36 protein-coding genes and 2 tRNA genes are annotated in these 23,660 nt (G+C 57.6%); 14 read left to right on the forward strand and 24 right to left on the reverse strand.

Features of this window, described 5'->3' with window-relative positions:
* Position 1 precedes the first annotated feature (1 nt).
* The 7 genes from narJ to F8N96_RS03575 all read left to right on the forward strand — a co-directional run bounded on the left by narJ (position 2) and on the right by F8N96_RS03575 (position 6,741).
* Positions 2-757, forward strand: coding sequence for a nitrate reductase molybdenum cofactor assembly chaperone (gene narJ / locus F8N96_RS03545; protein WP_150796590.1), 756 nt, complete (start codon positions 2-4; stop codon positions 755-757).
* Positions 750-1,430 carry a respiratory nitrate reductase subunit gamma gene (narI, locus tag F8N96_RS03550; protein WP_150796591.1) on the forward strand — a complete coding sequence of 227 codons (681 nt, stop codon included), beginning with the start codon at positions 750-752 and terminating at the stop codon, positions 1,428-1,430. The genes narJ and narI overlap by 8 nt, the downstream gene beginning before the upstream one ends.
* A 10-nt stretch (positions 1,431-1,440) precedes the next feature.
* On the forward strand, positions 1,441-2,400 hold the full coding sequence (locus F8N96_RS03555; protein WP_150796592.1) for a peptidylprolyl isomerase: 960 nt from the start codon (positions 1,441-1,443) through the stop codon (positions 2,398-2,400).
* A 23-nt stretch (positions 2,401-2,423) separates the two neighbouring features.
* Positions 2,424-3,416, forward strand: coding sequence for a GTP 3',8-cyclase MoaA (gene moaA, locus F8N96_RS03560; RefSeq protein ID WP_150796593.1), 993 nt, complete (start codon positions 2,424-2,426; stop codon positions 3,414-3,416).
* 292 nt (positions 3,417-3,708) lie between these two features.
* Positions 3,709-5,724 carry a ribonucleoside triphosphate reductase gene (locus F8N96_RS03565; protein ID WP_150796594.1) on the forward strand — a complete coding sequence of 672 codons (2,016 nt, stop codon included), beginning with the start codon at positions 3,709-3,711 and terminating at the stop codon, positions 5,722-5,724.
* Positions 5,725-5,881: 157 nt separating this feature from the next.
* A complete protein-coding gene (nrdD, locus tag F8N96_RS03570; RefSeq protein ID WP_017338867.1) occupies positions 5,882-6,049 on the forward strand; it encodes an anaerobic ribonucleoside-triphosphate reductase in 168 nt (55 codons plus the stop codon).
* On the forward strand, positions 6,046-6,741 hold the full coding sequence (locus F8N96_RS03575) for an anaerobic ribonucleoside-triphosphate reductase activating protein (protein ID WP_191635326.1): 696 nt from the start codon (positions 6,046-6,048) through the stop codon (positions 6,739-6,741). Before nrdD ends, F8N96_RS03575 begins: the two co-directional genes overlap by 4 nt.
* Before the next feature lie 17 nt (positions 6,742-6,758).
* Here the strand turns inward: F8N96_RS03575 and F8N96_RS03580 are convergent, their stop codons facing one another.
* The 5 genes from F8N96_RS03580 to F8N96_RS03600 form a co-directional block, all read right to left on the reverse strand.
* Positions 6,759-8,138 (reverse strand): 4Fe-4S binding protein, encoded by a 1,380-nt coding sequence (locus F8N96_RS03580; RefSeq protein WP_150796595.1) that lies wholly within the window; start codon positions 8,136-8,138, stop codon positions 6,759-6,761.
* On the reverse strand, positions 8,126-8,980 hold the full coding sequence (locus tag F8N96_RS03585; RefSeq protein WP_150796596.1) for an FTR1 family iron permease: 855 nt from the start codon (positions 8,978-8,980) through the stop codon (positions 8,126-8,128). Before F8N96_RS03585 ends, F8N96_RS03580 begins: the two co-directional genes overlap by 13 nt.
* 22 nt (positions 8,981-9,002) lie before the next feature.
* Entirely contained in the window at positions 9,003-9,335 is a 333-nt protein-coding gene (locus F8N96_RS03590; protein WP_150796597.1) for a cupredoxin domain-containing protein, read from the reverse strand.
* Positions 9,336-9,866 carry an iron transporter gene (locus F8N96_RS03595; RefSeq protein WP_150796598.1) on the reverse strand — a complete coding sequence of 177 codons (531 nt, stop codon included), beginning with the start codon at positions 9,864-9,866 and terminating at the stop codon, positions 9,336-9,338.
* Between the two features lie 93 nt (positions 9,867-9,959).
* Positions 9,960-10,307, reverse strand: a complete 348-nt coding sequence (locus F8N96_RS03600) for a hypothetical protein (protein WP_150796599.1) — start codon at positions 10,305-10,307, stop codon at positions 9,960-9,962.
* A 161-nt stretch (positions 10,308-10,468) separates the two neighbouring features.
* On the opposite strand from F8N96_RS03600, the gene F8N96_RS03605 reads away from it, so the two are divergent.
* Positions 10,469-10,690, forward strand: a complete 222-nt coding sequence (locus tag F8N96_RS03605) for a DUF3079 domain-containing protein (protein WP_150796600.1) — start codon at positions 10,469-10,471, stop codon at positions 10,688-10,690.
* Positions 10,691-10,894: 204 nt separating this feature from the next.
* Positions 10,895-10,968 (forward strand) — tRNA-Cys (locus F8N96_RS03610).
* A 250-nt stretch (positions 10,969-11,218) separates the two neighbouring features.
* Here F8N96_RS03610 and F8N96_RS03615 read toward each other — a convergent pair.
* Together F8N96_RS03615 and F8N96_RS03620 are read right to left on the reverse strand one after the other, a co-directional pair.
* On the reverse strand, positions 11,219-11,509 hold the full coding sequence (locus F8N96_RS03615; RefSeq protein ID WP_150796601.1) for a type II toxin-antitoxin system RelE/ParE family toxin: 291 nt from the start codon (positions 11,507-11,509) through the stop codon (positions 11,219-11,221).
* Complete coding sequence (locus tag F8N96_RS03620; protein WP_150796602.1) at positions 11,502-11,747, reverse strand: type II toxin-antitoxin system ParD family antitoxin; 246 nt, start codon at positions 11,745-11,747, stop codon at positions 11,502-11,504. The genes F8N96_RS03615 and F8N96_RS03620 overlap by 8 nt, the downstream gene beginning before the upstream one ends.
* 665 nt (positions 11,748-12,412) lie before the next feature.
* Between F8N96_RS03620 and F8N96_RS03625 the strand changes: the two genes are divergently transcribed.
* Positions 12,413-12,499: transfer RNA gene (locus F8N96_RS03625), tRNA-Leu, on the forward strand.
* A gap of 81 nt (positions 12,500-12,580) precedes the next feature.
* Here the strand turns inward: F8N96_RS03625 and xerC are convergent.
* From xerC to F8N96_RS03645, 5 genes are read right to left on the reverse strand one after another with little or no spacing between them, the layout of a single operon-like run.
* Entirely contained in the window at positions 12,581-13,612 is a 1,032-nt protein-coding gene (xerC, locus tag F8N96_RS03630) for a tyrosine recombinase XerC (protein ID WP_150796603.1), read from the reverse strand.
* Position 13,613: 1 nt separating this feature from the next.
* Positions 13,614-13,820: a DUF4224 domain-containing protein gene (locus F8N96_RS03635; RefSeq protein ID WP_150796604.1), complete on the reverse strand. Its 207-nt coding sequence runs from the start codon at positions 13,818-13,820 to the stop codon at positions 13,614-13,616.
* 36 nt (positions 13,821-13,856) lie between these two features.
* A complete protein-coding gene (locus F8N96_RS03640; RefSeq protein WP_150796605.1) occupies positions 13,857-14,351 on the reverse strand; it encodes a hypothetical protein in 495 nt (164 codons plus the stop codon).
* Between the two features lie 51 nt (positions 14,352-14,402).
* Positions 14,403-14,528 (reverse strand): DHHA1 domain-containing protein, encoded by a 126-nt coding sequence (locus F8N96_RS35265; protein ID WP_224794071.1) that lies wholly within the window; start codon positions 14,526-14,528, stop codon positions 14,403-14,405.
* A 3-nt stretch (positions 14,529-14,531) separates the two neighbouring features.
* A complete protein-coding gene (locus tag F8N96_RS03645) occupies positions 14,532-15,329 on the reverse strand; it encodes a phosphohydrolase (RefSeq protein WP_224794072.1) in 798 nt (265 codons plus the stop codon).
* Between the two features lie 102 nt (positions 15,330-15,431).
* Here F8N96_RS03645 and F8N96_RS03650 point away from each other — a divergent pair, with 102 nt between their 5' ends.
* The gene (locus F8N96_RS03650) at positions 15,432-15,911 is read left to right on the forward strand and encodes a hypothetical protein (RefSeq protein WP_150796606.1); all 480 of its coding nucleotides are present in this window, start codon (positions 15,432-15,434) and stop codon (positions 15,909-15,911) included.
* A 61-nt stretch (positions 15,912-15,972) separates the two neighbouring features.
* On the opposite strand, the gene F8N96_RS03655 is transcribed toward F8N96_RS03650, so the two are convergent.
* Both F8N96_RS03655 and F8N96_RS03660 read right to left on the reverse strand, forming a co-directional pair.
* A complete protein-coding gene (locus F8N96_RS03655; protein ID WP_150796607.1) occupies positions 15,973-16,422 on the reverse strand; it encodes a hypothetical protein in 450 nt (149 codons plus the stop codon).
* Entirely contained in the window at positions 16,422-16,748 is a 327-nt protein-coding gene (locus F8N96_RS03660) for a DUF4406 domain-containing protein (RefSeq protein ID WP_150796608.1), read from the reverse strand. The genes F8N96_RS03655 and F8N96_RS03660 overlap by 1 nt, the downstream gene beginning before the upstream one ends.
* Positions 16,749-16,803: 55 nt before the next feature.
* Between F8N96_RS03660 and F8N96_RS03665 the strand changes: the two genes are divergently transcribed.
* Entirely contained in the window at positions 16,804-17,043 is a 240-nt protein-coding gene (locus tag F8N96_RS03665; protein ID WP_150796609.1) for a hypothetical protein, read from the forward strand.
* 52 nt (positions 17,044-17,095) lie between these two features.
* On the opposite strand, the gene F8N96_RS03670 is transcribed toward F8N96_RS03665, so the two are convergent.
* Together F8N96_RS03670 and F8N96_RS35270 are read right to left on the reverse strand one after the other, a co-directional pair.
* Positions 17,096-17,374: a hypothetical protein gene (locus F8N96_RS03670; RefSeq protein WP_150796610.1), complete on the reverse strand. Its 279-nt coding sequence runs from the start codon at positions 17,372-17,374 to the stop codon at positions 17,096-17,098.
* Positions 17,375-17,642: 268 nt separating this feature from the next.
* Positions 17,643-17,819, reverse strand: a complete 177-nt coding sequence (locus tag F8N96_RS35270; RefSeq protein WP_224794073.1) for a hypothetical protein — start codon at positions 17,817-17,819, stop codon at positions 17,643-17,645.
* Between the two features lie 284 nt (positions 17,820-18,103).
* Here F8N96_RS35270 and F8N96_RS03685 point away from each other — a divergent pair, with 284 nt between their 5' ends.
* Positions 18,104-18,595 carry an SLATT domain-containing protein gene (locus tag F8N96_RS03685; RefSeq protein ID WP_150796612.1) on the forward strand — a complete coding sequence of 164 codons (492 nt, stop codon included), beginning with the start codon at positions 18,104-18,106 and terminating at the stop codon, positions 18,593-18,595.
* A 33-nt stretch (positions 18,596-18,628) separates the two neighbouring features.
* On the opposite strand, the gene F8N96_RS03690 is transcribed toward F8N96_RS03685, so the two are convergent.
* A complete protein-coding gene (locus F8N96_RS03690; protein ID WP_150796613.1) occupies positions 18,629-19,444 on the reverse strand; it encodes a YfdQ family protein in 816 nt (271 codons plus the stop codon).
* A 37-nt stretch (positions 19,445-19,481) separates the two neighbouring features.
* Entirely contained in the window at positions 19,482-19,829 is a 348-nt protein-coding gene (locus F8N96_RS03695) for a hypothetical protein (protein WP_150748789.1), read from the reverse strand.
* A gap of 120 nt (positions 19,830-19,949) precedes the next feature.
* Between F8N96_RS03695 and F8N96_RS03700 the strand changes: the two genes are divergently transcribed.
* Complete coding sequence (locus F8N96_RS03700) at positions 19,950-20,798, forward strand: hypothetical protein (protein ID WP_150796614.1); 849 nt, start codon at positions 19,950-19,952, stop codon at positions 20,796-20,798.
* 102 nt (positions 20,799-20,900) lie between these two features.
* Here F8N96_RS03700 and F8N96_RS35750 read toward each other — a convergent pair whose 3' ends face one another.
* The 6 genes from F8N96_RS35750 to csrA form a co-directional block, all read right to left on the reverse strand.
* Positions 20,901-21,095 carry a hypothetical protein gene (locus tag F8N96_RS35750; RefSeq protein WP_318187363.1) on the reverse strand — a complete coding sequence of 65 codons (195 nt, stop codon included), beginning with the start codon at positions 21,093-21,095 and terminating at the stop codon, positions 20,901-20,903.
* Positions 21,096-21,252: 157 nt separating this feature from the next.
* Positions 21,253-21,714: a hypothetical protein gene (locus F8N96_RS03710; RefSeq protein ID WP_150796615.1), complete on the reverse strand. Its 462-nt coding sequence runs from the start codon at positions 21,712-21,714 to the stop codon at positions 21,253-21,255.
* On the reverse strand, positions 21,711-21,944 hold the full coding sequence (locus tag F8N96_RS03715) for a hypothetical protein (protein ID WP_150796616.1): 234 nt from the start codon (positions 21,942-21,944) through the stop codon (positions 21,711-21,713). Before F8N96_RS03715 ends, F8N96_RS03710 begins: the two co-directional genes overlap by 4 nt.
* On the reverse strand, positions 21,941-22,303 hold the full coding sequence (locus F8N96_RS03720) for a hypothetical protein (RefSeq protein ID WP_150796617.1): 363 nt from the start codon (positions 22,301-22,303) through the stop codon (positions 21,941-21,943). The genes F8N96_RS03715 and F8N96_RS03720 overlap by 4 nt, the downstream gene beginning before the upstream one ends.
* 699 nt (positions 22,304-23,002) lie before the next feature.
* The gene (locus F8N96_RS03725; RefSeq protein WP_150796618.1) at positions 23,003-23,197 is read right to left on the reverse strand and encodes a hypothetical protein; all 195 of its coding nucleotides are present in this window, start codon (positions 23,195-23,197) and stop codon (positions 23,003-23,005) included.
* A 169-nt stretch (positions 23,198-23,366) separates the two neighbouring features.
* Positions 23,367-23,552 carry a carbon storage regulator CsrA gene (gene csrA, locus F8N96_RS03730; RefSeq protein ID WP_150796619.1) on the reverse strand — a complete coding sequence of 62 codons (186 nt, stop codon included), beginning with the start codon at positions 23,550-23,552 and terminating at the stop codon, positions 23,367-23,369.
* Between the last annotated feature and the right edge of the window lie 108 nt (positions 23,553-23,660).

Genomic DNA, 23,660 nt, shown 5'->3' on the forward strand with positions numbered 1-23,660 from the left:
CATGCAAATTCTCAAAGTGATTTCGCTGCTGCTCGATTACCCGACCGAGACACTGATTGGCGGTCGCGACGAACTGGAGCAAGCGATCATTCAATGCCGGGAAATCAGCCCGACACAGCGCGCGGCGTTGTTCGAATTGCTCGAGCTGATCTGCGCCAATGACCTGATGGACGGGCAGGAGCACTACGGTGCGCTGTTCGGTCGGGGGCGCTCGTTGTCGCTGCTGTTGTTCGAGCATGTGCACGGCGAGTCCCGGGACCGTGGCCAGGCCATGGTCGACATGATGGCGCAATACGAAGCCGCCGGTTTTGCCATCGGTGTCAAGGAGCTGCCGGACTATATCCCGCTGTACCTGGAGTTCCTGTCCACCCGCGAAGACATCGAGGCCCGCGAGGGCCTGGCGGATGTTTCGCACTTGCTGGCCTTGCTCGCGGCACGTCTGGAAGAGCGCGAAAGCGCCTATGCCAGTTGCTTCCGGGCGCTGCTACAAATTGCCGGGGCCGAGCCGCATCAGGCGGTCGCCGACCTGCGGGAGCAGGTCGCGGCGGAACCTCGCGACGACTCCCTCGAAGCCCTCGACAAGATCTGGGAAGAGGAGGCCGTGGATTTCCTCAAGGCTGAACAGCAGGACCGTTGCAGTTCGCTGCCAAGCGCGCCGGGCAAGGCCCGTGAGGAAAGCGCGGTACCGTTGCACTGGGTGGATTTTCAGCATGAAGGGCTGGCCGCCGTGCCAGCCAAGGAGGTAGGCAATGTCTAAATGGAACCTGTTGTTGTTCGGGGTCTATCCCTACGTCGCCCTGGCGATTTGCCTGATCGGAAGTTGGGCCCGCTTCGACCTGTCGCAATACAGCTGGAAAGCAGGTTCGAGCCAGATGCTCAACCAACGCGGTATGCGCGTGGCGAGCAACTTCTTTCACATCGGTGTGTTGTTCGTGCTGGCCGGACACTTTGTCGGCCTGCTGACCCCGGCGTCGATTTATCACCACGTGATCAGCACCGAGAACAAGCAGTTGCTGGCAATGGTTTCGGGCGGGTTCTTCGGCCTGTTGTGCCTGATCGGCCTGCTGATGCTGGTTAACCGGCGGCTCAGCGACCCTCGGGTCCGCGCCACCTCCAGTCCTTCGGACATCCTGATTCTGCTGGTGCTGCTGGCGCAATTGCTGCTCGGTCTGCTGACCATCGTCGCGTCTACCGGGCACATGGACGGCTCGGTCATGGTGATGCTCGCCGATTGGGCGCAGAACACCGTGCTGTTGCGTCCGGTGGAAGCGGCGGCGGCCATCGCGCCGGTCGGGCTGATCTACAAGTTGCACGTGTTTCTCGGTTTGACCCTGTTTGTGCTGTTCCCCTTCACCCGTCTCGTACACATGATCAGCGCACCGATCTGGTACCTGGGGCGTCGTTATCAAATCGTTCGTCAGAAGTACTGAGGAGACAATCATGTCAGGTGGATGTGGATGTGGTGGCGGTAAAGGGGGCAGCGGTGGCTGCGGTTCTTCCAAAAAAGCCGAGGAAGTCCTCGACATCGGGGCGGTCGCGCAGGCGCAGTTCGAAGCGCTGCCGGTGGAGCCTGCGGCGGCCGATGACGCCCCGGCCCAGTTGATCGCCAGCAGTGAGCAGGAGTGGCCGATCATCAGCGTCAACGAGGTGGCGATCACCCCGGAGGCGATGGCCCAGGAGCTGCAATACCACCCGGCCGAAAGCCGCGAGGAGGCGGTCTATCTGGCCGCCCGGGCGCTGGTGATCCGCGAACTGTTGCAGCAGCGCATCGCCGAGCTCGGTGTGTCGCTGGAAATCGGCGCCGGTGAGAACGAAGAAGAAGCGGCCACGCGCTTGCTCCTCGAGCGTGAGGTGACCGTGCCTCAGTGTGACGAGGAAACCAGCCTGCGCTACTACGAAAACAATCGCGGGCGCTTCCACAGCGCACCGTTGCTGGCGGTGCGGCACATCCTGCTCGAGTGCGCGCCGGACGATGCCGAGGCGCGCTCCCTGGCGCAGGTCCAGGCGCAAATCCTGCTGGAGCGCCTGGCAGAGTTTCCCGGCAGTTTTGCCGAGTTGGCCGTGAAATATTCGGCTTGCCCGTCGAAGGCCCAAGGCGGTTCCCTGGGCCAGATCAGCAAGGGCCAGACCGTGCCCGAACTTGAGCGTCAGCTGTTCACCCTGGCCCCGGGTCTGGCCGGCAAACCGCTGGAAAGTCGCTACGGCTGGCATGTGATCAGTGTCGACCAGCGCATCGAAGGCAAGCCATTGCCCTATGAAGTGGTTTCGACCGCGATTCGCACGCAGTTGCAGCAGGGCGTCTGGCAAAAAGCCCTGGTGCAGTACCTGCAAACCCTGATCGGTGCGGCGGATATTCGCGGCATCCACTTACAGGGCGCCGACTCACCGCTGGTGCAGTGAAATCGGGCCAACCGGGAGATGTGATGAACGCTGTGATGCAGGATGGTTTTGGACGCCAGATCGACTATCTGCGGATGTCGGTGACGGACCGTTGTGATTTTCGCTGTGTGTATTGCATGGCGAAAAACATGACCTTCCTGCCGCGTCAGCAGGTGCTCACCCTGGAGGAGTTGCAGCGTTTGGCGACGCTGTTCGTCGGCCTGGGCGTGCGCAAGATCCGTCTCACCGGCGGCGAGCCGCTGATTCGCCCGGGCATTGTCGGATTGTGCCGCAACATTGCCGCCTTGCCCGGTTTGCGCGAACTGGTGATGACCAGCAACGGCTCGCAACTGGGGCGGCTGGCCGGGCCATTGGTGGAGGCCGGGGTCAAACGGATGAACATCAGCCTCGATAGCCTGGACGGGCAGAAGTTTCGGGCGATCACCCGCAACGGCGATCTCGACCAGGTGCTGGGCGGCATTGAAGCGGCGCGCGGCGCGGGGTTCGAGCGCGTCAAACTCAACTGCGTGGTGATGAAGGGGCGTAATTTCGATGAGGTCCCGGCACTGGTGCAATACGCCATCGACCAGCGCATCGATATCAGCTTTATCGAGGAGATGCCCCTGGGCGATGTCGGGCGTTCCCGGGGCGAGTCGTTTTGTTCCAGCGACGAAGTGCGCACACTGATCGCTGGGCGGCATCGCTTGCTCGACAGCACGGAAAACAGTGGTGGACCGGCACGTTATGTGCGCCTGGAGCGCCACCCCGAGACCCGCATCGGCTTCATTTCACCCAACAGCCACAACTTCTGTGGCAGCTGCAATCGGGTGCGGATGACCGTGGAGGGGAAGTTGTTGCTGTGTCTGGGGCAGGAAGATGCCCTGGATTTACGCGGCTTTCTGCGGCGTTATCCGCTGGATGACCAGCCGGTGATCAATGCCATCCACAAAGCCCTGCGCGGCAAGCCCCTGCGCCACGATTTCAGCCCGGAGGGGGAGGTGCAGATCGTGCGGTTCATGAACATGAGTGGCGGGTGAACTGTCTTGTACGATTAAAAAAACACAACCAATCCCCTGTGGGAGCGAGCCTGCTCGCGAAGATGGCAGCCCATTCAACATCAATGTCGAATGTCCTACCGCTTTCGCGAGCAGGCTCGCTCCCACATTTGGTTCCTTGCTGGCTTGAGTATTTTCACTTCGACTTCGCGCGCTTTTTTCACCGCCAAATCTTGATATCGATCAATTGCAGATCAGCCCTTAGTCCGTACCCTTCACTGCATGTTGTGTTTATTCAAACTTAAACATCTATATGTAGTGTCTGGAGCCCCGAATGCAGAGCACGCTGATCGCAACAGGATTCAACCGCTTGCACAAACGCGATGGCAGCCTGGTCGCCTTCGATGCGGACAAAATCCGCCAGGCGTTGATCGCCGCCGGCAAGGCGACCGGGGAATACACCGCAGATGAAGTCGACGGCTTGCTCGAGGCCGTACTGGCCCGTCTGGAAGGATTGCCAAGACTGCACGTCGAGCAGGTCCAGGACCGTGTCGAGCGCGTCTTGATGGATGCCGGGTTTTTCTTTGCCATGCGCGCCTACATCGTTTACCGCGAACAACACGGACGCCTGCGCCGCGACCGCCGGACCCTGGTCGAAGTGGCGACCTCGATGAACGAATACCTGGACCGCGATGACTGGCGAGTCCAGGCCAACGCCAATCAAGGCTATTCCCTGGGCGGGCTGGTACTGAACGTATCGGGCAAGGTCACCGCCAACTATTGGCTGGACGAGGTGTACAGCGAGGCCATCGGCCAGGCCCACCGCGAGGCGGACCTGCATGTGCACGATCTCGACATGCTCGCCGGCTACTGCGCCGGCTGGTCGCTGCGCGTCCTGCTGCACGAGGGCCTCAACGGTGTTCCCGGGCGGGTCGAAGCCGGTCCGCCCAAGCACTTGAGCAGTGCCCTGGGGCAGATGGTGAACTTTCTCGGCACCCTGCAAAACGAATGGGCCGGCGCCCAGGCGTTCAGCTCGTTCGACACCTATCTGGCACCCTACGTGCGCAAGGACCGGCTGAGTTTCCAGGAGGTGCGCCAGGCGATCCAGGAGTTCATCTACAACCTCAACGTGCCTTCGCGCTGGGGCACCCAGACGCCGTTTACCAACCTGACCTTCGACTGGGTCTGCCCGCAGGATTTGCGTGAGCAGATCCCCGTCATCGGCGGTGAGGAAATGCCGTTTGCCTATGGGGACCTGCAGGTGGAAATGGACCTGCTCAACCGCGCCTACATCGAGGTGATGCAGGCCGGCGATGCGAAAGGGCGGGTGTTCACCTTTCCGATCCCGACCTACAACATCACCCACGATTTTCCCTGGGACAGTGAAAACGCCGCCCGCCTGTTCGAAATGACCGCGCGGTACGGCCTGCCGTATTTCCAGAACTTTCTCAATTCGGACCTGCAGCCCAATCAGGTGCGCTCGATGTGCTGCCGCTTGCAGCTGGATGTCCGTGAGTTGCTCAAGCGGGGCGGCGGCCTGTTCGGCTCGGCGGAACAGACCGGATCGCTCGGTGTGGTGACGATCAACTGTGCGCGCCTGGGGCATGTATTCAAGGGCGATGTCAGTGGTTTGCTGCAGCGCCTGGACACGCTGATGGAGCTGGCGATGGAGAGCCTGGAGGTCAAGCGCAAGGTGATCCAGCACCACATGGATGCCGGTTTGTACCCCTACACCAAGCGTTACCTCGGGACCCTGCGCAACCATTTCTCCACCATCGGTCTCAACGGCATGCATGAAATGCTGCGCAATTTCACCGGCGACGAGGAGGGTATGCACACCGAATACGGCCGCCAGTTCGCCCTGAACATGCTGGACCATGTGCGCGCCACCTTGCTGCGCTTCCAGGAGGAAACCGGGCATATGTACAACCTCGAAGCGACCCCGGCGGAAGGCACCACCTATCGCTTCGCCAAGGAGGACATCAAGCGTTACCCCGACATCCTCCAGGCCGGCAGCATTCAGGCGCCGTACTACACCAACTCGTCGCAATTGCCGGTGGGCTACACCGCCGACCCCTTCGAAGCCCTGGAGCTGCAGGACGAATTGCAATGTAAATACACCGGCGGCACGGTCCTGCACCTGTACATGGCCGAGCGGATTTCCTCTACCGAAGCCTGCAAACAGCTGGTGCGCAAGGCCCTTGGCCGCTTCCGCCTGCCGTACCTGACCGTGACCCCGACATTCTCCATCTGCCCGGTGCACGGCTACCTCGATGGCGAACACGAGTTCTGCCCCAAATGCGACGAGGTCCTGCTGCTCAAAGAACAGCAGACCGGCACCCTTCACTGATGCCGATCACATCCCCCTGTAGGAGCTGGCTTGCCAGCGAAGGCGGCATACCTGACACACCGCGCAGTCCGCTTCGCCAGCAAGCCGGCTCCTACAGGAAGATGGGTATCGGCACCGCTCATTGATTTCAATCCACTCAACCGCAAGGAGCTTCACCATGACTGCATCGCAAACACTGCCCCAGGCTCAACGTCAACGCTGCGAAGTCTGGACCCGGGTGATGGGCTACCACCGTCCCGTGTCGGCGTTCAATCCAGGCAAACAGTCCGAGCACCGTGAGCGGGTGCACTTCACTGAAAGCGCGGCACTGGCCGGGCGCCAATGAGTCGAATGCTACGGGTCGGGGGCATGGTGCCCCTGACCACTATCGACTACCCGGGACAGCTCGCCTGCGTGCTGTTCTGCCAGGGTTGCGCCTGGCGCTGTCGCTACTGCCATAACCCGCAGTTGATCCCGCCCCGTGGCACCGAGGAGGTGGATTGGCGGCGGGTGATGGCGTTTCTGCAACGGCGCCAGGACCTCCTCGATGCGGTGGTGTTCAGCGGCGGAGAACCGACCCTGCAGGATGCCTTGCCCGACGCCATGGATGAAGTGCGGGCGCTGGGCTTTCGCATCGGTTTGCACAGCGCCGGGATCAAGCCCGCAGCCTTTGCCAAGGTCCTGGCCGGGGCCGATTGGGTCGGTTTCGATGTCAAGGCGTTGCCCGAGGACTGCCAGGCCATCACCCGGGTCGAGGGCAGCGGCACCGCCAACTGGCGCAGCCTCGAGCATCTGCTGGCCAGTGGTGTCGACTATGAATGTCGCACCACCGTGCATTGGCATTTGTTCGAGCCGGCGCGTCTATTGGTCTTGGCGCAGCGTTTGAGCCAGCTCGGGGTCAAGCGCTTCGCCGTGCAACTGGTGCGTACCGAGCGGATGTTCGATCCGCTGTTGTCGAGCGTTTCGGCGCAAGCCTTGTTGCCGGAGTTGTGGGAGGCCATGCGCGAGTTGTTCCCGGCCTTCGTGTTACGGGGGTGACGGAGACTGCGCAGATCTCAAACCCAGCCCCAGAATTGCAACCACCAGCCAAATCCCACCATGCCTTCAGCCAGTAGCAGACAAGCGATGGCTGAGCCGCGACGCACCAGGGGCGGATCTTCGCGGCCCAGCCGTTGCCAACCCAGCAGCAGGCCCCAACCCATCGCGGCCACTAACAGGCAGGCCCTGGCCGGTTGTACCCATTCCATTGGCAGACCCTCATAGCGGAGCAATTTGACCGTGGTCGCCGATAACCCCAGAAACAGTCCGGCACCACCCAGGGGTGTCAGTGTCAGCGCCAGGGGCCGATACAATGCGCGTTCACCCGCGAGTCGGGCCGTCAGCCGCAGCAGGATCAGCAACGCCATGCCGAGCAGCATTGCGCTTGAACCCAGGTAAGCGAGGATGCTGAACCCATCGAGCCAACTGAAGCTGTCATTGAGCTGAGGGTAGTGGGTGAGGATCCACCAGGGTGCGTTGTCCTGCAGGGCCCAGAGCTGGTCATGTTCGACCAGCCACTGGGCCAGCGTCTGTTTGAGGGCAATAAACCATGGGCTGACCGTCCACTGAAACGCTCCCATCGCCAGGCCGATCACACCGAACAGTAGCAAGCGGACGTCCCAGGGAGACAGGGTCTGCGCCGTCGCCTGAAGAATCTCCCGGTTGCTGGAGCGGGCAATCAACTGAACGGCGCCCCGTTGCCCGCTGCAGCGTCCACAGGCATGACAGTCGCTGGCGCCTCGCAGTCGGCGGATATCGAGCAACGGTGCGCAGTTGGGTGGCGGAAGGCGCGGCGCGGCATTTGCCAGCCAGCGTTGCTCATCGACCTGAAAGTGCACGGGTGCCAGCCGGGCGAGCAGGGCGAAGACGCCGCTGACCGGGCACAGGTAGCGACACCAGACCCGCTTGCCCCGGACGAACAACAACCCGACGACGATGGCCGCGACGGTCGAACCGCCAAGAATCAGCAACGCCGCCTGGGCATAGTCATAGACGCTGATCAACTGGCCGTAGACAGTCGTCAGGCAGAAGCCCAGGGTTGGCCAGCCGCCCCAGCGCAACCAGCGTGGCACGCCCAAACCTGTGCCGTATCGGCTGGCCCATTCGCTGAGTGAACCTTCCGGGCACAGAACGCCACACCAGAGTCGGCCGAACAGCACCATCGACAGCAGTACGAACGGCCACCAGATGCCCCAGAACAAAAACTGCGCGAACAAGGTCAGGTTGTCGAGCAGTCGTGCCTGGCTGTCCGGCAGCGGCAGCAGCGTCGGGATCACCAACAGCATGGCGTAAAACACTACGACGACCCACTGCACGGCACGAATGGCCGACGCATGGCGCCGCATCCCGTCACCCAGGCGCTGCAGCCATCGATTAAGGCTGTTCAGTTCAGGCATGGGACTTTTCCCGCAGGCCGTAGGCGTAGCCAGCCGCCGATCGCCAGCCAATAACCTGTCCAGACCAGCAAGGTCATGCCACTGGGTGTCGCTCTATAACCGGTAAAACCGGCGAGAAAACCACCGATGCCACGGCTGTCGCCGAGCCATGCGCTGCTGTCCCAAAGAGCCTCGCCAATGCTGCGGTACATCCACTCCGGCAGGTCCAGGGCTTGCAGTTGGCCGCCGATGCGCTCGGTGCCGCTGACCAGCAATGCCGCACCGAGCATCAGCAGGATGACTTCGCTGATGGCAAAGAAGCGTTGCCATGAAATGAACCGGCGACTGCCGTGCAGCAGGGCAATGGTCAGTGCCGACAGCACCAGGCCCGAGACGCCGCCAACGGCAAACCAACCCAGTTGCAAACCTTGCAACCGGGCACCGGCGCCATAGAGAAATACCACGGTCTCGCTGCCTTCGCGACTGACTGCAAGCATTGCCAGCAGCAACAGCCCCCAACCGCCTCCCCGGGCCAGATGGCGATCGGCATGCCGTTGCAAGTCGTGCCTGAGACTGCGCCCATGACGATGCATCCAGCCCACCATCTGCACAATCAGAAAGCTGGCCACCAGCGCCAATGAAGCCTGAAACCATTCATTGGCGGGACCGCTCATGGCCTCGCCGGCCAATAGAATCAGGAGCGCCAGCAGGCCCGAGAGCAGCAACCCCAGCACCACCCCGGCCCACAGGTATTTGCCCAGCCGATTGCCCTGGCCCTGCTGACTGGCCCAGGCCTGGAGAATGCCGATCACCAGCAACGCCTCGACGCTTTCGCGCCAGACGATGAACATTGATTGATTCATGACAACTCCGAGTGCTGACAGGTTACTTTGCGAGGATGCCGCCCTCGGGCAACTGCGGGTTGAACTCGTCGAAGAAGGGGTAATGTCCAGGTCTGAGGGGATGAATGACGACAAAGGTCGTTACCCCCGGCGACAGGACTTTTTCAACCCGTAACGGCGTACTCTCAAACTCCGCGGGGCCCTGGCCGATGTTCTTCAGGAGGATCTTGAAGCGCTGTCCGGCCGGCACCTCCAGCAGGGCGGGGGTGAAGTGGCCGTCGCGCAGGCTCAGTTCATAGCTGGGCAGTTCAGCCTGGACGCCCAATGGCACCATGGCCACGGCAAGCAGCAGCCAGCTGATTCGCCGGCGCTTCATTCAATAGCCGCCTTTCTTGCCGATACCGGCATAGATGAACTCGTAGTGCAGTTCGCAGCGCTCGAACCAGGGGGCAACTCCGGTTTCCTTATCCGTGTGACGGCCGAGCGACCCATGGCCACCAGGTGGCAGGACGGTAAAGGTCAGCTGATATTTGCCGGGGCCCTGCAGCTTTACATTGTCGCCATAGTGCGGGCCGTCATTGGCGACCATGGCGTGGAAATCGCCTTTGAGTTCCGGCGCGCCGCCTTGTTTTTTCAGGTTGAAAGAGACGTTGAGGTAGGGCACGAAACTGCCTTCCTGAAAGCCCTGGCGATTGTCGGCAGTGGCCCGGATATCGGCTTCCAGATGCACATCGGAATCCGCAGTGGCGCGCATCATGCCAGCGGGCGCCATCTCGATCGGTTGCAAATACACCGCACCCACTTCCAGCCCCGGACACAGCTGTGGTTCCCCGATCGGGTATTCCTTGGCCTGAGCCAGTGGTGCAAGCAAGAGTAAGGCGAGTGACAGTGAAAAAGTGCTGCGCATGATGTTTTCCCGGGCAATGGCGATCAGGAACCCGAGTCTAGGAAGGTTTCTTGCGAACAATAATGATTATTATCAAGTTTGCAGCGATTTGGCTTATGGCGCGTTACGTTTGCGAAATCGCTCGGCACGATCGACGCTGTCATTCATCTGTGCAGCCGCGTGAATCGTCAGCGGATGCTGGGTGAAGCCGGGGCGGGGTGAAATGTAGGCGGCCATTTCCCGGGCGATAGCCAGTTGCCGATCCGAACTGTGTGTCAGCAGGGCAATGACCAGGTTTTCCAGGGCAATCACCCGGACACGCAGGTGAACCAATTCGGCATTGGTCAATTCCGGTGGAGTGGTAAAGGCCTCGGCATCGAGTGATTGCTCTGCGCCTTTATCTTCCCAGGTCGACAATTGGATTGGGGGTTGTTCTTTAGGGGAAGGGTTTTTATCCGGCATGAAGGCATCTCCAGGTCATTTTATGTGGCTACCGAAAGTCTAGCCTCAAGACTGCCATCGGGTGCGCGCGCTCAATGTCGGCTCTTGATCCTTATCAAGGTCACCGTTGCGCGAACGATGTACGTTGGCGGAACACCCTGGATGTAAACCGAGGGATCGACATGGCCAAGCCTTTTCCCATCAGCCCCAAGCACCCCCAGCGCATTTGCTGGGGCTGCGACCGGTATTGCCCAGCCAGTTCACTGGCTTGCGGCAATGGCTCCGACCGCACGATGCATCCAGCCGAAATGATCGGAGACGACTGGTATCTGCACGGCGACTGGGGCATAGACCCGTTGATTGCCGTAGTGCAAATAGCGGAAGATCCCAAACCGCAGGGCTGAACGGGCGTCTGAAAAACACCCAATCCGCTCGCCAGAATTTTTTTTGAAATCAAGGGGTTGCCAGCCTCGGGAAATCAGTACATAATTCACGCCATCGAAAGCACTGACCGCTCAAAAAGCTCAATGTTTTCAAGGAGTTAGATCGAGATCTTGCTCCAAGTTTGTACGCGTTTGGTGTTGTGCCACATGACATCAGATGTTTGAGGCCGAGTAGCAAAATGGTTATGCAGTGGATTGCAAATCCACCTACGCCGGTTCGATTCCGACCTCGGCCTCCACTATTGAAAGCCCCGTAGATCAACGATCTACGGGGTTTTTTTATGTCTGCAGGATAGTGAAGTGTTCCGCAATTTTCGTGGAGTTCCGCATCTATCCACTATCCCCTCATGAGTTAAAAGGGGTGAAAATTGCCTAAGAAGTAGCTGCTTTTGAAGCAGATGCGGCAACGGGAAGACGTCAAGGTCGGTCGCTTCGTATTGTCAGGGGTATGTGCAGGAGCTGATAGGTGCGGCTCCTGGGTAGTGAACATCAAAAACTCCGCTGTGCATCCATTCGATCGTGCAAAACCCGGATGATTGCAATTCCGTAAGCCGTCACTCGAAAGTAAATCATGTGCCGCTCAACACTGCAGCGGCGATAACCAGGTCGTATAGCGTCGCAAGCCGGGGCAGTTTTGGGGTGCTGGGCCAGTTCCGCAAACCCCGCGGTCAAAATGTCGATGTAGCGGTTGGCCTGATCAACACTCCACTGTCGGGCGGTATAACTCCAGATAGCCTCGAGGTCACCCTCGGCGGCGGGTGTAAGACGGTACTCAGCCATGCGCGGTCAACATTCGTTGCTTGAATGCAGAAGGATCGAATGGTCGAGGTTTCCCGCTGGTCTCACCTTCCCGAAGCGCAGCACGGACAGTCTCAAGCTCAGCGCTGCGCTCTTGTTCACGACGGATCAGATCGCGAATGTACTCACTGTCGTTGGTGTAATGGCCAGCTTCAATCTGTGCCTTGATCCAGCCGTCTTGCTGGTCGGTCACAGTGATGGTTTTTCGCACAGTTCCCATGATTGAACCCTTTAAAAAATGGTGGACAGAATAAAAGTTATCATACTATTGGTGCTGTTTGGCGTCATTGCTTGTCTTCGTCGTCCTTTTTTTCTCTGATTGCAAGCAAGACTTCGCAGCGATTGATAAGCAGCGAGTATGCCAACCATGCAGGCAGGAAACTCAATGTTCCCGTTGACTCAGAACAGCGACCTCAATCCCCTCCGCCTGGCTGCTCATCGCAAAAGATCTGGTCGCTAATGCAGCTGAGCTTGGGTGTTGAGATCGTGCTCAACACAAGGATTTTCCACCCGCTGGGTGGGTGAATACAGTTCAGCAACCTGAATCGAGGGCTATGAATTACGCGGTCTGCAGGTCGTTGAAAATCAGTAGCTTGCGGAACATTTGTTATGCTAAGCTGTTGATCTACTTAGCTTTGTAGCGTGGATCGCAAATCCACCTACGCCGGTTCGATTCCGACCTCGGCCTCCACTTTAAACAAGCTCCGTAGATCTATGATTTACTGAGCTTTTTTATTTGCAGTGTCCGGCAAGATTTAGTCTTGAAATGGGCATCTGCGAACTTGCTTCACCGGGGCGGGATGTATATATTTCCACCTCTGCTGCACAAGCGTCAGAGCTGCCAGCTTGTTATTGGCACTGTTCAGACCGCTTCACCGCGCTACCGCCCGAATGGCGAAACTGGTAGACGCATGGGACTTAAAATCCCCCGCTCGTAAGGGCGTGCCGGTTCGATTCCGGCTTCGGGCACCATTTAAAATCAAGGGTTTGCGGGCGAAAGCTGATGCAAACCCTTGTTCATTTCTGGTCCGCAATTCTAGAGTTGGTCCGCAATCACTTAGTTGGCGAGACTTTTTTCCCCTTCCGGTTGCGGATGTACTGCTCGGTCATTACGACGGTCGTATGCCCAAGTTGATCTCTGGCCTGCAAAATGTCGCCGCTTGATTCGGCCTTGTCCGTACCAGCTTTAGCTCGTAAGTCACGCATTTGAAACTCGGACTTAGCAACCCCGGCTGCTTCCCTGGCCAAGTCAAATCTCCCCCGCAACATTGCCACCGACATTGGTGTGCCATCCTCAGTGACGATCAGCCGCGTCGAGCGGACCTTGTGTTCTGACTTTTGGGACATGATTCGATCAATCAAAACCTTCAACTCTCCCGTGATTTCAATCCGCCGCTTGGCGTTTGTCTTGCCCTGCAGCACCCATATTTGTCCTTCTCGGACGTCCCGCTCATCCAGCAATCGAGTGTCAGTCACACGCTGTCCAGTCAAGTAGGCAAGGTCCATAGCGTCCCGGAGACCAGCATCGGCCTTTTCGTACACGCGCCTGAACAGTGCGTCCTCGATGTAAATATCTCGTCCCGTTTCCTTGTTTCCCTTGATGCCGGCGCATGGATTGGCAAGCGCCGTGTAGCCTACATCCCGAGCGAAGTTCCAGATTGCACTGAGCAGTGCCTTCTCGCGGTTGGCCCGAACGGGTGCAGCCTTGCGCCAGGTGAGGTACTGACGGACGTGCAGCGGCTGTATTGTCTCCAGCGGCGCCGGTGGGTCGTCAAAAAATGCCATCAGGTTTTTCAATTCCCTGACGTTGTCCTTCTGCGTGGCTGGTTTCTTCGTGGGTACGACGTCGACAAGGTACTTCTCGGCCACGTAACGGAAGGTGATGACCTTGGCCACTAGGTCGGTGGCGGTACGATCGCGTTCTAGTTTCGCGTACTCCATGATCGCCAGGCCGTAGTCGCTGCCTAGCGGGATCTCTTTGCGGTCCTTGCCGCCGGTATCGTAGTAGTAGAAAACCCGGCCGCTGGCTTTCTTGCGCTCTCGCAACCGGGCTATTGAGCCCGGTTTACTTGGTCGTCGTCCCATATCATCCAGCCTTGCGTGGTGTCCATACGGTTTTTTCTACTTCAAAGATACCGACTGCGGTCACGGCCATGGTCGTCACGCTTGGCCAACCATTCACCTTAATGGTGTGTCTGACGCCATTCTTCTTCAGATTTAGGATCTGACCTGCCTTGGTCCGCGCGCCGGTTAACTCGCAAACCTCATCGTGAGATAGAAACTGGATGCTCAAGAGCTACTCCGTGCCGCGCGTGGCGGCATAAGGTGGTTATAGGGCGAACTTGGCGAGCGCGGTATCTGCGATCTTCATCGCCGCCAGGGCTTCGTTCACATAGGCTGGGTCGAACCCACCAGCGAGGTGGATGGTTCCTTGGCAGGCCCGAAGGTTTTCGCGGGTGAGTTTCAGAGCGGCAATCAGGTCTTCGCGTGCAGCGGCTTCGCCCTTGGCGATATTCCAGAAGCGTTGAAGCCAATAATCGGGCGGTGGCTGGTTCCGGTTTTGAGCGCCGAACACCATGGCCCCGACGATCGAATCGCACAGGTCGCGTTTGTAGGCGTTGTCGCCGTCGATGCTCAGGCCGCGTCGACGCAGCGTGGAAAGCACCTCATTGAGGTCCAGGTCCTTATCCTTGAGGACAATGTCGAGCTCCGGCTTTTCGGGGGTGTAAATGGCCAGGCAGAGTTTGGCACCGGGCGGCAAGCTGGCACTGATACTCTCCAGTGCAGCGCTTGCGGTTTCGTGGAATCGGTTTAGTGCGGACATGCTTATTCCTCGCCCGCCGGTTTGCCGGTAGGCTGTCTAGGTAAGATGTGCTTACAAGGTCAATTCGTGGCCGAATGGCACACGAAATCCGGATGCATTGCGGTGTCCACCGCCGCCGTACTGGCTGGCGACTTCCGAAACATCCATACCTTCGTCGGTGCTGCGCAGACTGAACACTCGTCAGGTTGGCGTATCCCAATAGCAGGCAGCGAAGGGTTCGCCTTGCGCCATGAGGGCGCCTGCATCACTGGTCAAGGTGTAGGGCAGGCTGGCGACAGGTACGTCATACCCGCCGATCACTAGGCGCCGCTTAGTCACGCTGACCAGCTCTGCAATGTCTTTGTGATGCTTGCGCTCAATTGCTGCGCCATCGGACCGGAGCGATTCGACATCATCCGCCATCAGCTTGTCCCAAACGTCGAAGTCATAGGGATAGCTGAACAGGTTCGCCTGGATCTCGCGAGTGCCCTCAAGCTTAAACAGCCATAGGTCACGGTCCTCAATGTGCCGCAGCAACTGAGGCGGCTCTTGGTCAGGGAAGTAGTGGTCCCACGCGAGCATCGCACCGCTTCGGTTCATATCGAAGCAGCAGGCTATGGCTGGGCCGTTTTGCGAGTGAGCCATGGTGTGCGCCGTTTTCCAGCCAAGCAACGGGGACCCGTCATCGTGCCGGGTGTCTTCTTCGATGCCGGTGTGGAATGGCTCAAAGCGGGCCAGGTCTTCAGCAGCGCTTTTATGGTGGTCGAGCACGATGATACTGTTCGCCTTGTTCGCGAGCGCAGCCAGAACATCGTACTTGTAGCTGAAGTCCACCAGGATTACATCCTTTCCGGTAACGTCTGGCGGCTCCTGTCCATACACGCCGGCCACGAACTCTACGTCATGGCCAAGGGCTTTACGGACGACCCAGGCAGCACCAAATCCGTCAGCGCAGTTGCCGTGATAGATGCACATCGTTTTATGTTGAGCTACAGACATGTGAATTCCTCGCCCGCCGTTCACCGGCAGAATGGTAGATAGAAGAGGGATTTTGCTGAGGGGTGTGCTATTTTTTAGTAAATGGAATGAGGAAGTAAGCGAATGTCGGGAATTCGATATAGGGATGTTTCTGATGACTATAAAGTCAGGTATGCCGAGTACGTTGAATTAGACGGTGTCCTAGTGCAGGAGATCCTTGATGTTCCATACGACCCAGCTAAGCGCGAGAGTTTGGTTTCTCGTCATCGAACGGGTCAGATAAGTGCGCTAGTTATCAAACGTGGATTTTGCTGGGCAGAAGATTACTCTGGGGGGTTCACAACCCACATAATTTTGCAGCCAAGCAATCTGCTGGAATCTCCTTTCCTGATTCGCGGAGGTGATTATTCGAGAGGACTTTGCTCTGAGTTTGACAAAGTTTTAGCGAGGATTGCGTACGCTTTTGACGTCACAGGATCAAAACGAGAAGCGTCTTTGAATGTTTTTTTTGGTTCGCGCGTGCCAGTCGATTATTACGGCACTTACGACTACAGCAAGTATCCAAGAGGATACTCGCCCAGCGTTGCATTCTACGGTGAATAGCCAATCCCCAGACATATGCTTCCTTTGCCGCTATAGCGGCTGACTTTGAAGGGGGAGGGAGTTAAAGCTGGTGGGTGATACTTGCGTGGGTGCGGGCGGCGTGCATCTCGACTTCAGTTGCTTTGCGACCTGACACCCACATGCCATCGGGATGGCGCTGGAAGGTCCAGCCGTAGTGGACGTTCGCCTCGTCGATCATGATGGCGAACTTGACTTCGCCCGTGCCAGACACCGTCGAGATTTGTTCAGCGAGACAGCGAGTGCACTTGCCACAAGCAGTGCCTAAAGCAATTGCCCCCTTGCAAACTGAGTCGCCGAGGTGGTTGGCGGTCAGATTATCGAGCCTCTGGTCCGCTTCGTTCAGGCGCAGCTGCAGGGCGTCACGCTCGGCGGTAACGCGGTCGAAGTCCGAGGCCGGCGCATAGACCTTCATGGCCGGGTACAGCTGCAAAATCTGCGGGGTGGCTTTCACCGGGTAGCTGATGTGCCCGTAACGCTTCACTTCGCTCATCATGCAATCTCCATCGATACCAGATCATGGGCATTCACAACCGTCATACCGAGGCGTTCAGCGATCAGCACTTCGAGGCGGGCGCCCTTTGAATGCTCCCAGCCCGGGAGCGTGGCCACCGTGTCGCAGTACATCAGGGCGGCGATGTCGCGGCGCATACAGTCGTTCCAGGAACCGCCATCAAGGTTTAGCTCGGCGGGGTTGGTTACGGTGTGGCCGTCGGCGCGCAGGTTGGCGGTCGTTGCGGCGAAGGCGGGGAAGTTGAGGCCCGGTAGTCCGGTCATCGGACCGCTGAGGTAAATCGACTTGCGGTTTAGTGTTGGCATGGGGCACCTCACTGAGATCGGCTACATTTGAGCGATCAGCAAATAGGAGAAGTTTATGACTTGCTTGATTTGCAATGAGCCTGCTTTGGCAATTGATGCTGATGACGATTACCTGGAAAGAGCCTGCTCGAAATGCGGATACTATCGAATCACCGGTGCGGCGCTTGTGCTGATGAAAGCCCATAGTTGGCGCTTCGACGTGGAACTGGCTCGGAAGTGGATCGGAGAACACCAGGGCTCCGGAGTAATTCCGACAATGGATTCTCACCAGGCAGCTCGTCTGGTCGACGTCTAACGCGTGGCAACACGGGGCAGTCCAGTTATTGGCCCGCGGAGGTAGATGCGCTTCATGCGGTCACCGCGTCATGCCCTGGGCAGCCATTGCCGGTGAAGTCGAAACCTTTGCAGGGCGGACCGAATGGAAGAACCTCTTTGCCCTGGGCCAGCACCTCGATCAGATGATCTTTCGCTTCATCGGCGGTGCACTCACGGCCCCCTTCGAAGCGGAACATACCTTTAAGCTGGCGTTTGCTGAAGTCCCGTAGCGCGCCGCGCACGCTCAGATGAATGTGGAAGGTTCGACCGTTAGGACCGAATGGATCTTCCGGCCTGTTTTCTGTGGGCACGGGGCGTCCTTCGCCGGGTCATGCCCGGGCGGTGGTGGGTGGAGAGGGATCAGCTACAGTTGAGAAATTAACTAAAATTGGAGAGCGGTATGGAGTGCTTGGTCTGCGGGGTCGATGCTTTAAAAGTTGAGTCAGATCTTGATGGAAAAGAACTGAGCTGCCCGGATTGTGGCCACTTCGGCGTTTCGGGGAGTCTGCTTTCAGTTCAGTACGACCGTCGATTCGATGTTTCGCAGACGAGGTGGTGGTTTGAGCGCCAGCGGCGTGCTCATCCCCAGCGGATTCCGGTCATCACAAGTGCTTTTGTTTTCTGGGCTGTCTGATCAGGCTGCAAGCGCTGGTAAAGCTCGATGATGTCGGCGGCGCGGGCACCAAACACTTCATCGTCGGTCTTCACCAAGCCCACCTGTGTGACGATGAGGCCGGTCCGGATTTCGTGTTCCATGCGCGCCAGTGCTCCATCCGCCGAGGCCGGCGAACGGGTCGATTGCTGTGGTCATTGTGATACCTCGCCGGAGCGGTGCGGCTGTTTTAAAGTCGACTATTCAATACGGAGGTAACAGCTATCGATTGGCGTGCCGTCTTTGTTTATAGCGGTGCGACTTCGTACATCGCGTCGGGGTGGAAATTGTTCCCCAATCCTTATAAGGATTGGACAGGACAATGGCTTGGGACTAGCGTTCAATTGCCGGCGTTAAAACGGCTCTTATCTGTGGGTATGGAGGGGGCATGACGAATATCGATCTGTTGAATAAATGGCGCAGGCGTATTCGCTGCCTAAAAGCTGCACATTTTGAAGCCTCCAATCATTTTGGAACACTCAATGCTTGGGTGGGAGGTCTTTTGATCTGCTTCTCAGCCTCCGCCACCATGGTTGCTTATATTGGAGCTAAGCTCCATCCAGATAAAACTCCAGATCTGTTCTATGTCGGACTTGCCATCATTGGAATGGTGACTACCGTGCTGGCGGGGATGCAGACATATTTTCGATTCTCTGAACGGGTTGAGCGCCATCGCACAGTTGGAGTAAATTTAGCTCGACTTGAGCTTTTTTCCGAAAAGATAGAGCTCGGCGCTGTAGACGGGGTGGTGGCTGTAGAAGAACTTGAGAAAATAATGGGTGAATGGATAAAAATAACAATTGGTGCTCCGCTCCTTTCGAAACGCATCTATGCGAAACACTGTGGCACCTTGGAGGTATGTAGCAGCGATGAGAAATGAAAGAAAGGTGACCGGTTACCCGGCCTTGCGTGATTAATTCGGATCGAAAGCGCCCAGAGCCAGGGCGGCGGCGTCACCGATCTTGTCCTGAAGCACCGACTTGAATTCCTGCGCGATCTCTTCGCGCTGGACCTCTTCACCAACCCAGCGCAGTTTCAGTGCCGGCTGTGCACCGCTGGTGATGACCGAAATGCGCAGGATGATCTCGCGCAGCTGCAGCCCTTCGAACGGTACTACCGAGAAGATCAGCGAAGTCGGCAGCGTTTCTTTGCTGGTCGCCTCGATGGAGTCCATGGCGCTGCGGCTGGCCCGTGTTTCGCTGACGGCGTGATCGCTTTCGGAAGATGCCTTCACCGTGATGGTGCGCACCGCTGCAACGGCTTTTACCAGAATGATGTTCTGGTTGTCTTCGCCTACGGCCGACAGCGTGCTGTGCCAGTCCTCGATCCAATCGCTCATGTCTTTCTGCGACATGGCCCGGCCACTGATTGCCTGCACCGCCTGGTAACCGGCTGTTGCCTTCAGCTTGAGCAGGGCCCGATCATCAGCATGTCCAGGGGCCGCTTCGGTGCCGATGTTGAACAGTACCGAGCAGCTCATCTCGTCTTGATTGATGAAGCCCTTAGCATCCACGACCGCCCGGTCGGTGACGTACTTGCCGAAGTCCAGCAGGGAGTTGGTAGAGAAGGTGCCACGGAAGCGGCTGCGGAATGCTCCGTAGGTTTCCAGATTGACCACCTTTGCGCCTTCAGGAATCACGACAGTAGGCATGTCGGTATCGAGCGCTTTGGCCGTGGCAACCAGCGCAGTATCGGTGATCAGTTGAATTGCTTCTTTAGTCAGGGACATTCGTCAGGTCTCTATGGGGAAGGGGGGCTGCGGGGGATCAAGTGCGGCGCGGGATGGGCGCCTCGTCCCGGGTGAACATTTGGTCGTGCTTCTCAGCAAACAGCGAGATCTTGCCGCCGCTGCCGACATGCATCGGCGTGTCCAGGCTGGTGTTCTCGCTGCGGGTGCCGCGTTTGGTCGGCACCTTGTAGTCGAGCTTGTGTTTGATCTTCACCTGGCTGGATTCGCCGATCTGGCTGAAGTCTAGGGTGATCACCAGCTTGCCTACCTTGCCGTGATCCACAACGCCGGCGGCGACTTCGGAAAGGGCGTGGCCGATCTGGCTGGCGAATGCGCCGCCGTTCAGCTCTTCAAGGAACTCTGCGGTGTCTGTTGCTATTGGCATAGTGTTTACCTCGGGTAGGCGCCGGCCTCCGTGACCGGATGCGACATAGTGGCAATTTGGGATTGGAAAATGCTTGTACGGTGACTATCATTCGCTCGCCATTTTCAAGAGTTGACTCGAATGTATATGCTGGTAATCATAGCCTTGGTCGCCGCCTTGGTTTTTGTAAGTGCTTTTGCTATCTATTTCTTTTTTCTAACTAAAAAGAAAATTGCTAGCGAAGAGCATGGGGTGGAACCATTCAGTCCATACTTGATTGGGATGTCGGCAGTCACGTTTGCAATGGTGATACTGTTTTTGTTTTATTTTTTTGTCGATGATGAATTTTCAATAAGAAATAACCTTGGTCAGGTAGGTGATTTTGTTGGTGGATTAACGAATCCAGTTTTAAGCTTTGTAGGTTTGATTGTGCTGTTGAGAACTACCTTGATTCAAACAAGTGAGGCTCGCAAAACCACTAAGTTTATGTCTCACCAGCAGTTTGAGAGTACATTTTTCCAGCTGCTTGATAGGCTGGATACATACTGCGAGGTTCATCTTCGCATTCCTAGCGATGAAAAGGATCTTACCGTTGCTAAAAAGTTGGGGGTGTCGCTGTACGCAAAAAAAAATGAATTCGATGATTTGACAACTCGACTCCAGATAGAGAAAGTTGCTGATCATGTGAGTAAAATTTATGCTCGTGATATTCATATAGCTTTTGTAAGTCGAGCTATAAGGGTTTTGAGATTTATTAATAATTCAACGTTGCCGCTGAAATGGCAAACATCTTATGCAGGGCTTTTTATAGATACTCTCTATCCGCATGAACGGATTATGTTGGCAAATTTTTGTTTCCATAATCAAAAATTTCCACGAAAACTAATAAGGAAGTGGAAGATTGTCGACTCATTAAAAACGCACTGCTTTGCTGCTGATGTGGTTGAGCGATACTATAAACGGTTACCTGCTCCAAGTGCTAGGAAGTAACATTGGGTATTATGCAAGAGTTTTCCCGGTAACGATTTCGTCACCACGGTTCGTGCCAGCTCGGCCATACTCTGATCATGAAACGCTCGCGACACCTCTTCATCAATTAGAAAAGGTGTCGTGACACTTGAGCATCTGCGCCGCCGATTCGAAGTCCGCGGCGATCACATTGCGCAGAAGATTTTGATACACGTCCTGCTGGTTGTTGAAGCCGTGTTCTTTCATCAGGCGCTTGAGGTCCGGCAGGAACACGCCGGCGACCTTCAACAGTGAACCGGCCGAATTCTTTCTTGGCATCTTCCTCTGCCTTCTTGGCCCGCTTTTTCTTCTGCGTCACCGACTCTGCCATCGGCTCCTGCTGTTCCTCGGCCATGGCCTGCCTCTTCAACTCCGTGGGCCGGTAGATCCAGCCATGTCTGTCGTCGGCGCTGCCGCACCTGGTTGCTGAGGCGCTTCATGCTGCGATCTTAACCTGATGCCAGGCGCCCGCGGCATAGAACAGCTTCGCGGCGACCGCCTCTTCAAGCGATACCTCCGCAGGAACAGCGATCCATCCAGACGCAACCAGGTGGTTTGTGTTGCAGCTGTTTCGCAGCTCCAGGTAGTAATGCTCGATGGCATCCGTCAGGCGCTCGACTTTGTAGATGCCCCCCGGCGATATCTCGACCGACTTGACGTACTCAACGCCGCGCTCGTCTCGACACATGGCGCTGAGATAGATCGTCCAGCGGTAGGAGAAGTCGAACAGCGCGTTGGCAATCGCCAGGCTCCGGATCTGCCGGCAGCTCTTCCAGTTCGCCATGATCTGGGCGCCGCTTGGGTCGATGTTCACGACCGCGACATGATTGGTCCGGAGCAATGACCGGCAGCTTCGTTCGGCGCGGGCGAAACCGTTGTTTGCTTTGCGCTTGCTCATAGCTCCTCCGTGATCCGCCGCAGCGCGATGCGTTCTGCCCGGGTAGGCGAAGGCCGGCGCCGCTTGAGGACGGTGTCGGGGTCGATCTTGTCGGAGCGCACCGGCGGGATAGCGCGCTCGTAGCCAGGCGCTATCGACGCTTGACCGCCGGCCTTAAAGAAGTTGGCTTTCTTTCGTTCGATGTCAGCCGTTGCAGCAGCGCGCGGATCTGGAAGTGGGCCACCGATCATGGCCGTGCTCCGCAGTAGGCGAGCACGACGAGCGCCACAGCGCAGACAGCTGTCCAGCGGAAGAGGGATCGACCGAAGCGACTGGTAGTCACCCGGACCCCTTCGAAGAAGTCAGCGTTCTTCTCCAGCTGCTTCGCGTAATCGCATGCCATGCTGTGACCGTCACGGTCACCGCGGGAGATGCCGGTGGCGCGTTCGATCACGTCGAACTTGTTATTGCCCAGCGGAACAACGTTAAAGCGTGGTGCTCGCACCGGCTCTTCGCGTCCGATCATCTGGAACATCTCCGAGGTGGACATTGAAACGCGAGCCCGCAACAACTGCAGGACCGCTTGTTTTTGGCGAATGGTCTGGTTCATGACGATTCCTTATGGTGGGTTGCGGTTATTCGTCAGCACTCGAGCCTTCTGCTGGTTACCGTTGGGCGCAGGGAAGAGTGCTGACGAATAAAGGCAGGCGTAAAAAAGCCCGATCGAAACCGGGCTTTTATTTGCGTCACGAAGGCCACCCTACGTGACGTGGTCTGCGGAGCCATGAGGGCCGCGCAGGTAGCTGAAGTTCACATGGCCGTATCCTCTGCTTGTTGGGGTTGGTTCAATTCCATGATTCCGTTCCACTCCATCAACTCAAGCCGCTTCTGGCGTGTGCCCACGCGTACCCGGTGAGAGGGATGCCCTGGCTGTCGGTGATGTTTGCGTGTTCTTGCCGGCCTCCGCTCCATTCAGGGTACGGTTATCCTGAAGGTCCGCCGTGTTCAGGTGCGTGATTCAGTTGGTGAGATGACCGGAGCAGGCGCTTGCCAGCTTTCAGGCAGTGAAGAGCAGAAAAGCGATGGCTCAGCCGCGCGCCTTGGTAGGAGGTCATTTCGGCATTTCGGATATTGGCGGCCAGTGAGTGATCCTGGTGTGGCAGGTATCGCCGTCCACATACTCCCACTTGTCGCGCTCACGACTCTTTCGAATGGCCATGAACGGGTGAATAGCTGGACTTTCCTGCGCGACAGACGAGTACCTATTTGTTCGGCTTTGGCAGGCCGTCTTCGACCCTGATCCAGCCACTCATGACCGAACCCTCACTGCAATTCGCTTGCCCTTCATGGTCGTCGCCAACTGGGCGGGGAGATTGGCGACCAAGAACTCGCGATCCCGGCCGATGAGCTCGTTGAACGGTAAACCGAAACCGACGATGGCCACCTTGCGGTTTATGTCTTTGACTTGCTCATCGAGCAGGGATTTAAACGGAGCGGTGCTCATGCTGCCTCCTTGCGCCCGGAGATTTTATTGTTCAGGCACTTGCAATAGTAGTTGAACTATTTGATGGCGATATGCCATTTGTGCATCATGCTTGATCTGGCGCTGGACCATTGCTGATTGGGCCGCTTTACGTCCGGCAGAGACGTGGCGCTAGTTGTTCTTGGTGGAATCAGGCGGCTTCAGTTCCGCGTTTTTCTGCCTGAATGCGCTGGTAGATCTCTTCGCGGTGCACTACGACCTGCTCTGGGGCAGCGATTCCCAGCTTTACTTGCCGGCCCTGGATGCTCAGCACGGTCACGCTGATGTTGTCGTTGATGCGGATGGATTCGCCTGGCTTACGGGTAAGTATCAACATGGTCCTGCTCCTTGTTTGGTTTCCCGATACGCCTTGCTTCCAGGGCGCATTGGTGAAGCTGTCTATGCGAGAGGGTGGTAGTGGCGTTATGCCGCTGCTAATCTCGGC

Source organism: Pseudomonas fluorescens, assembly GCF_902497855.1.
Taxonomy (GTDB): domain Bacteria; phylum Pseudomonadota; class Gammaproteobacteria; order Pseudomonadales; family Pseudomonadaceae; genus Aquipseudomonas; species Aquipseudomonas fluorescens_BI.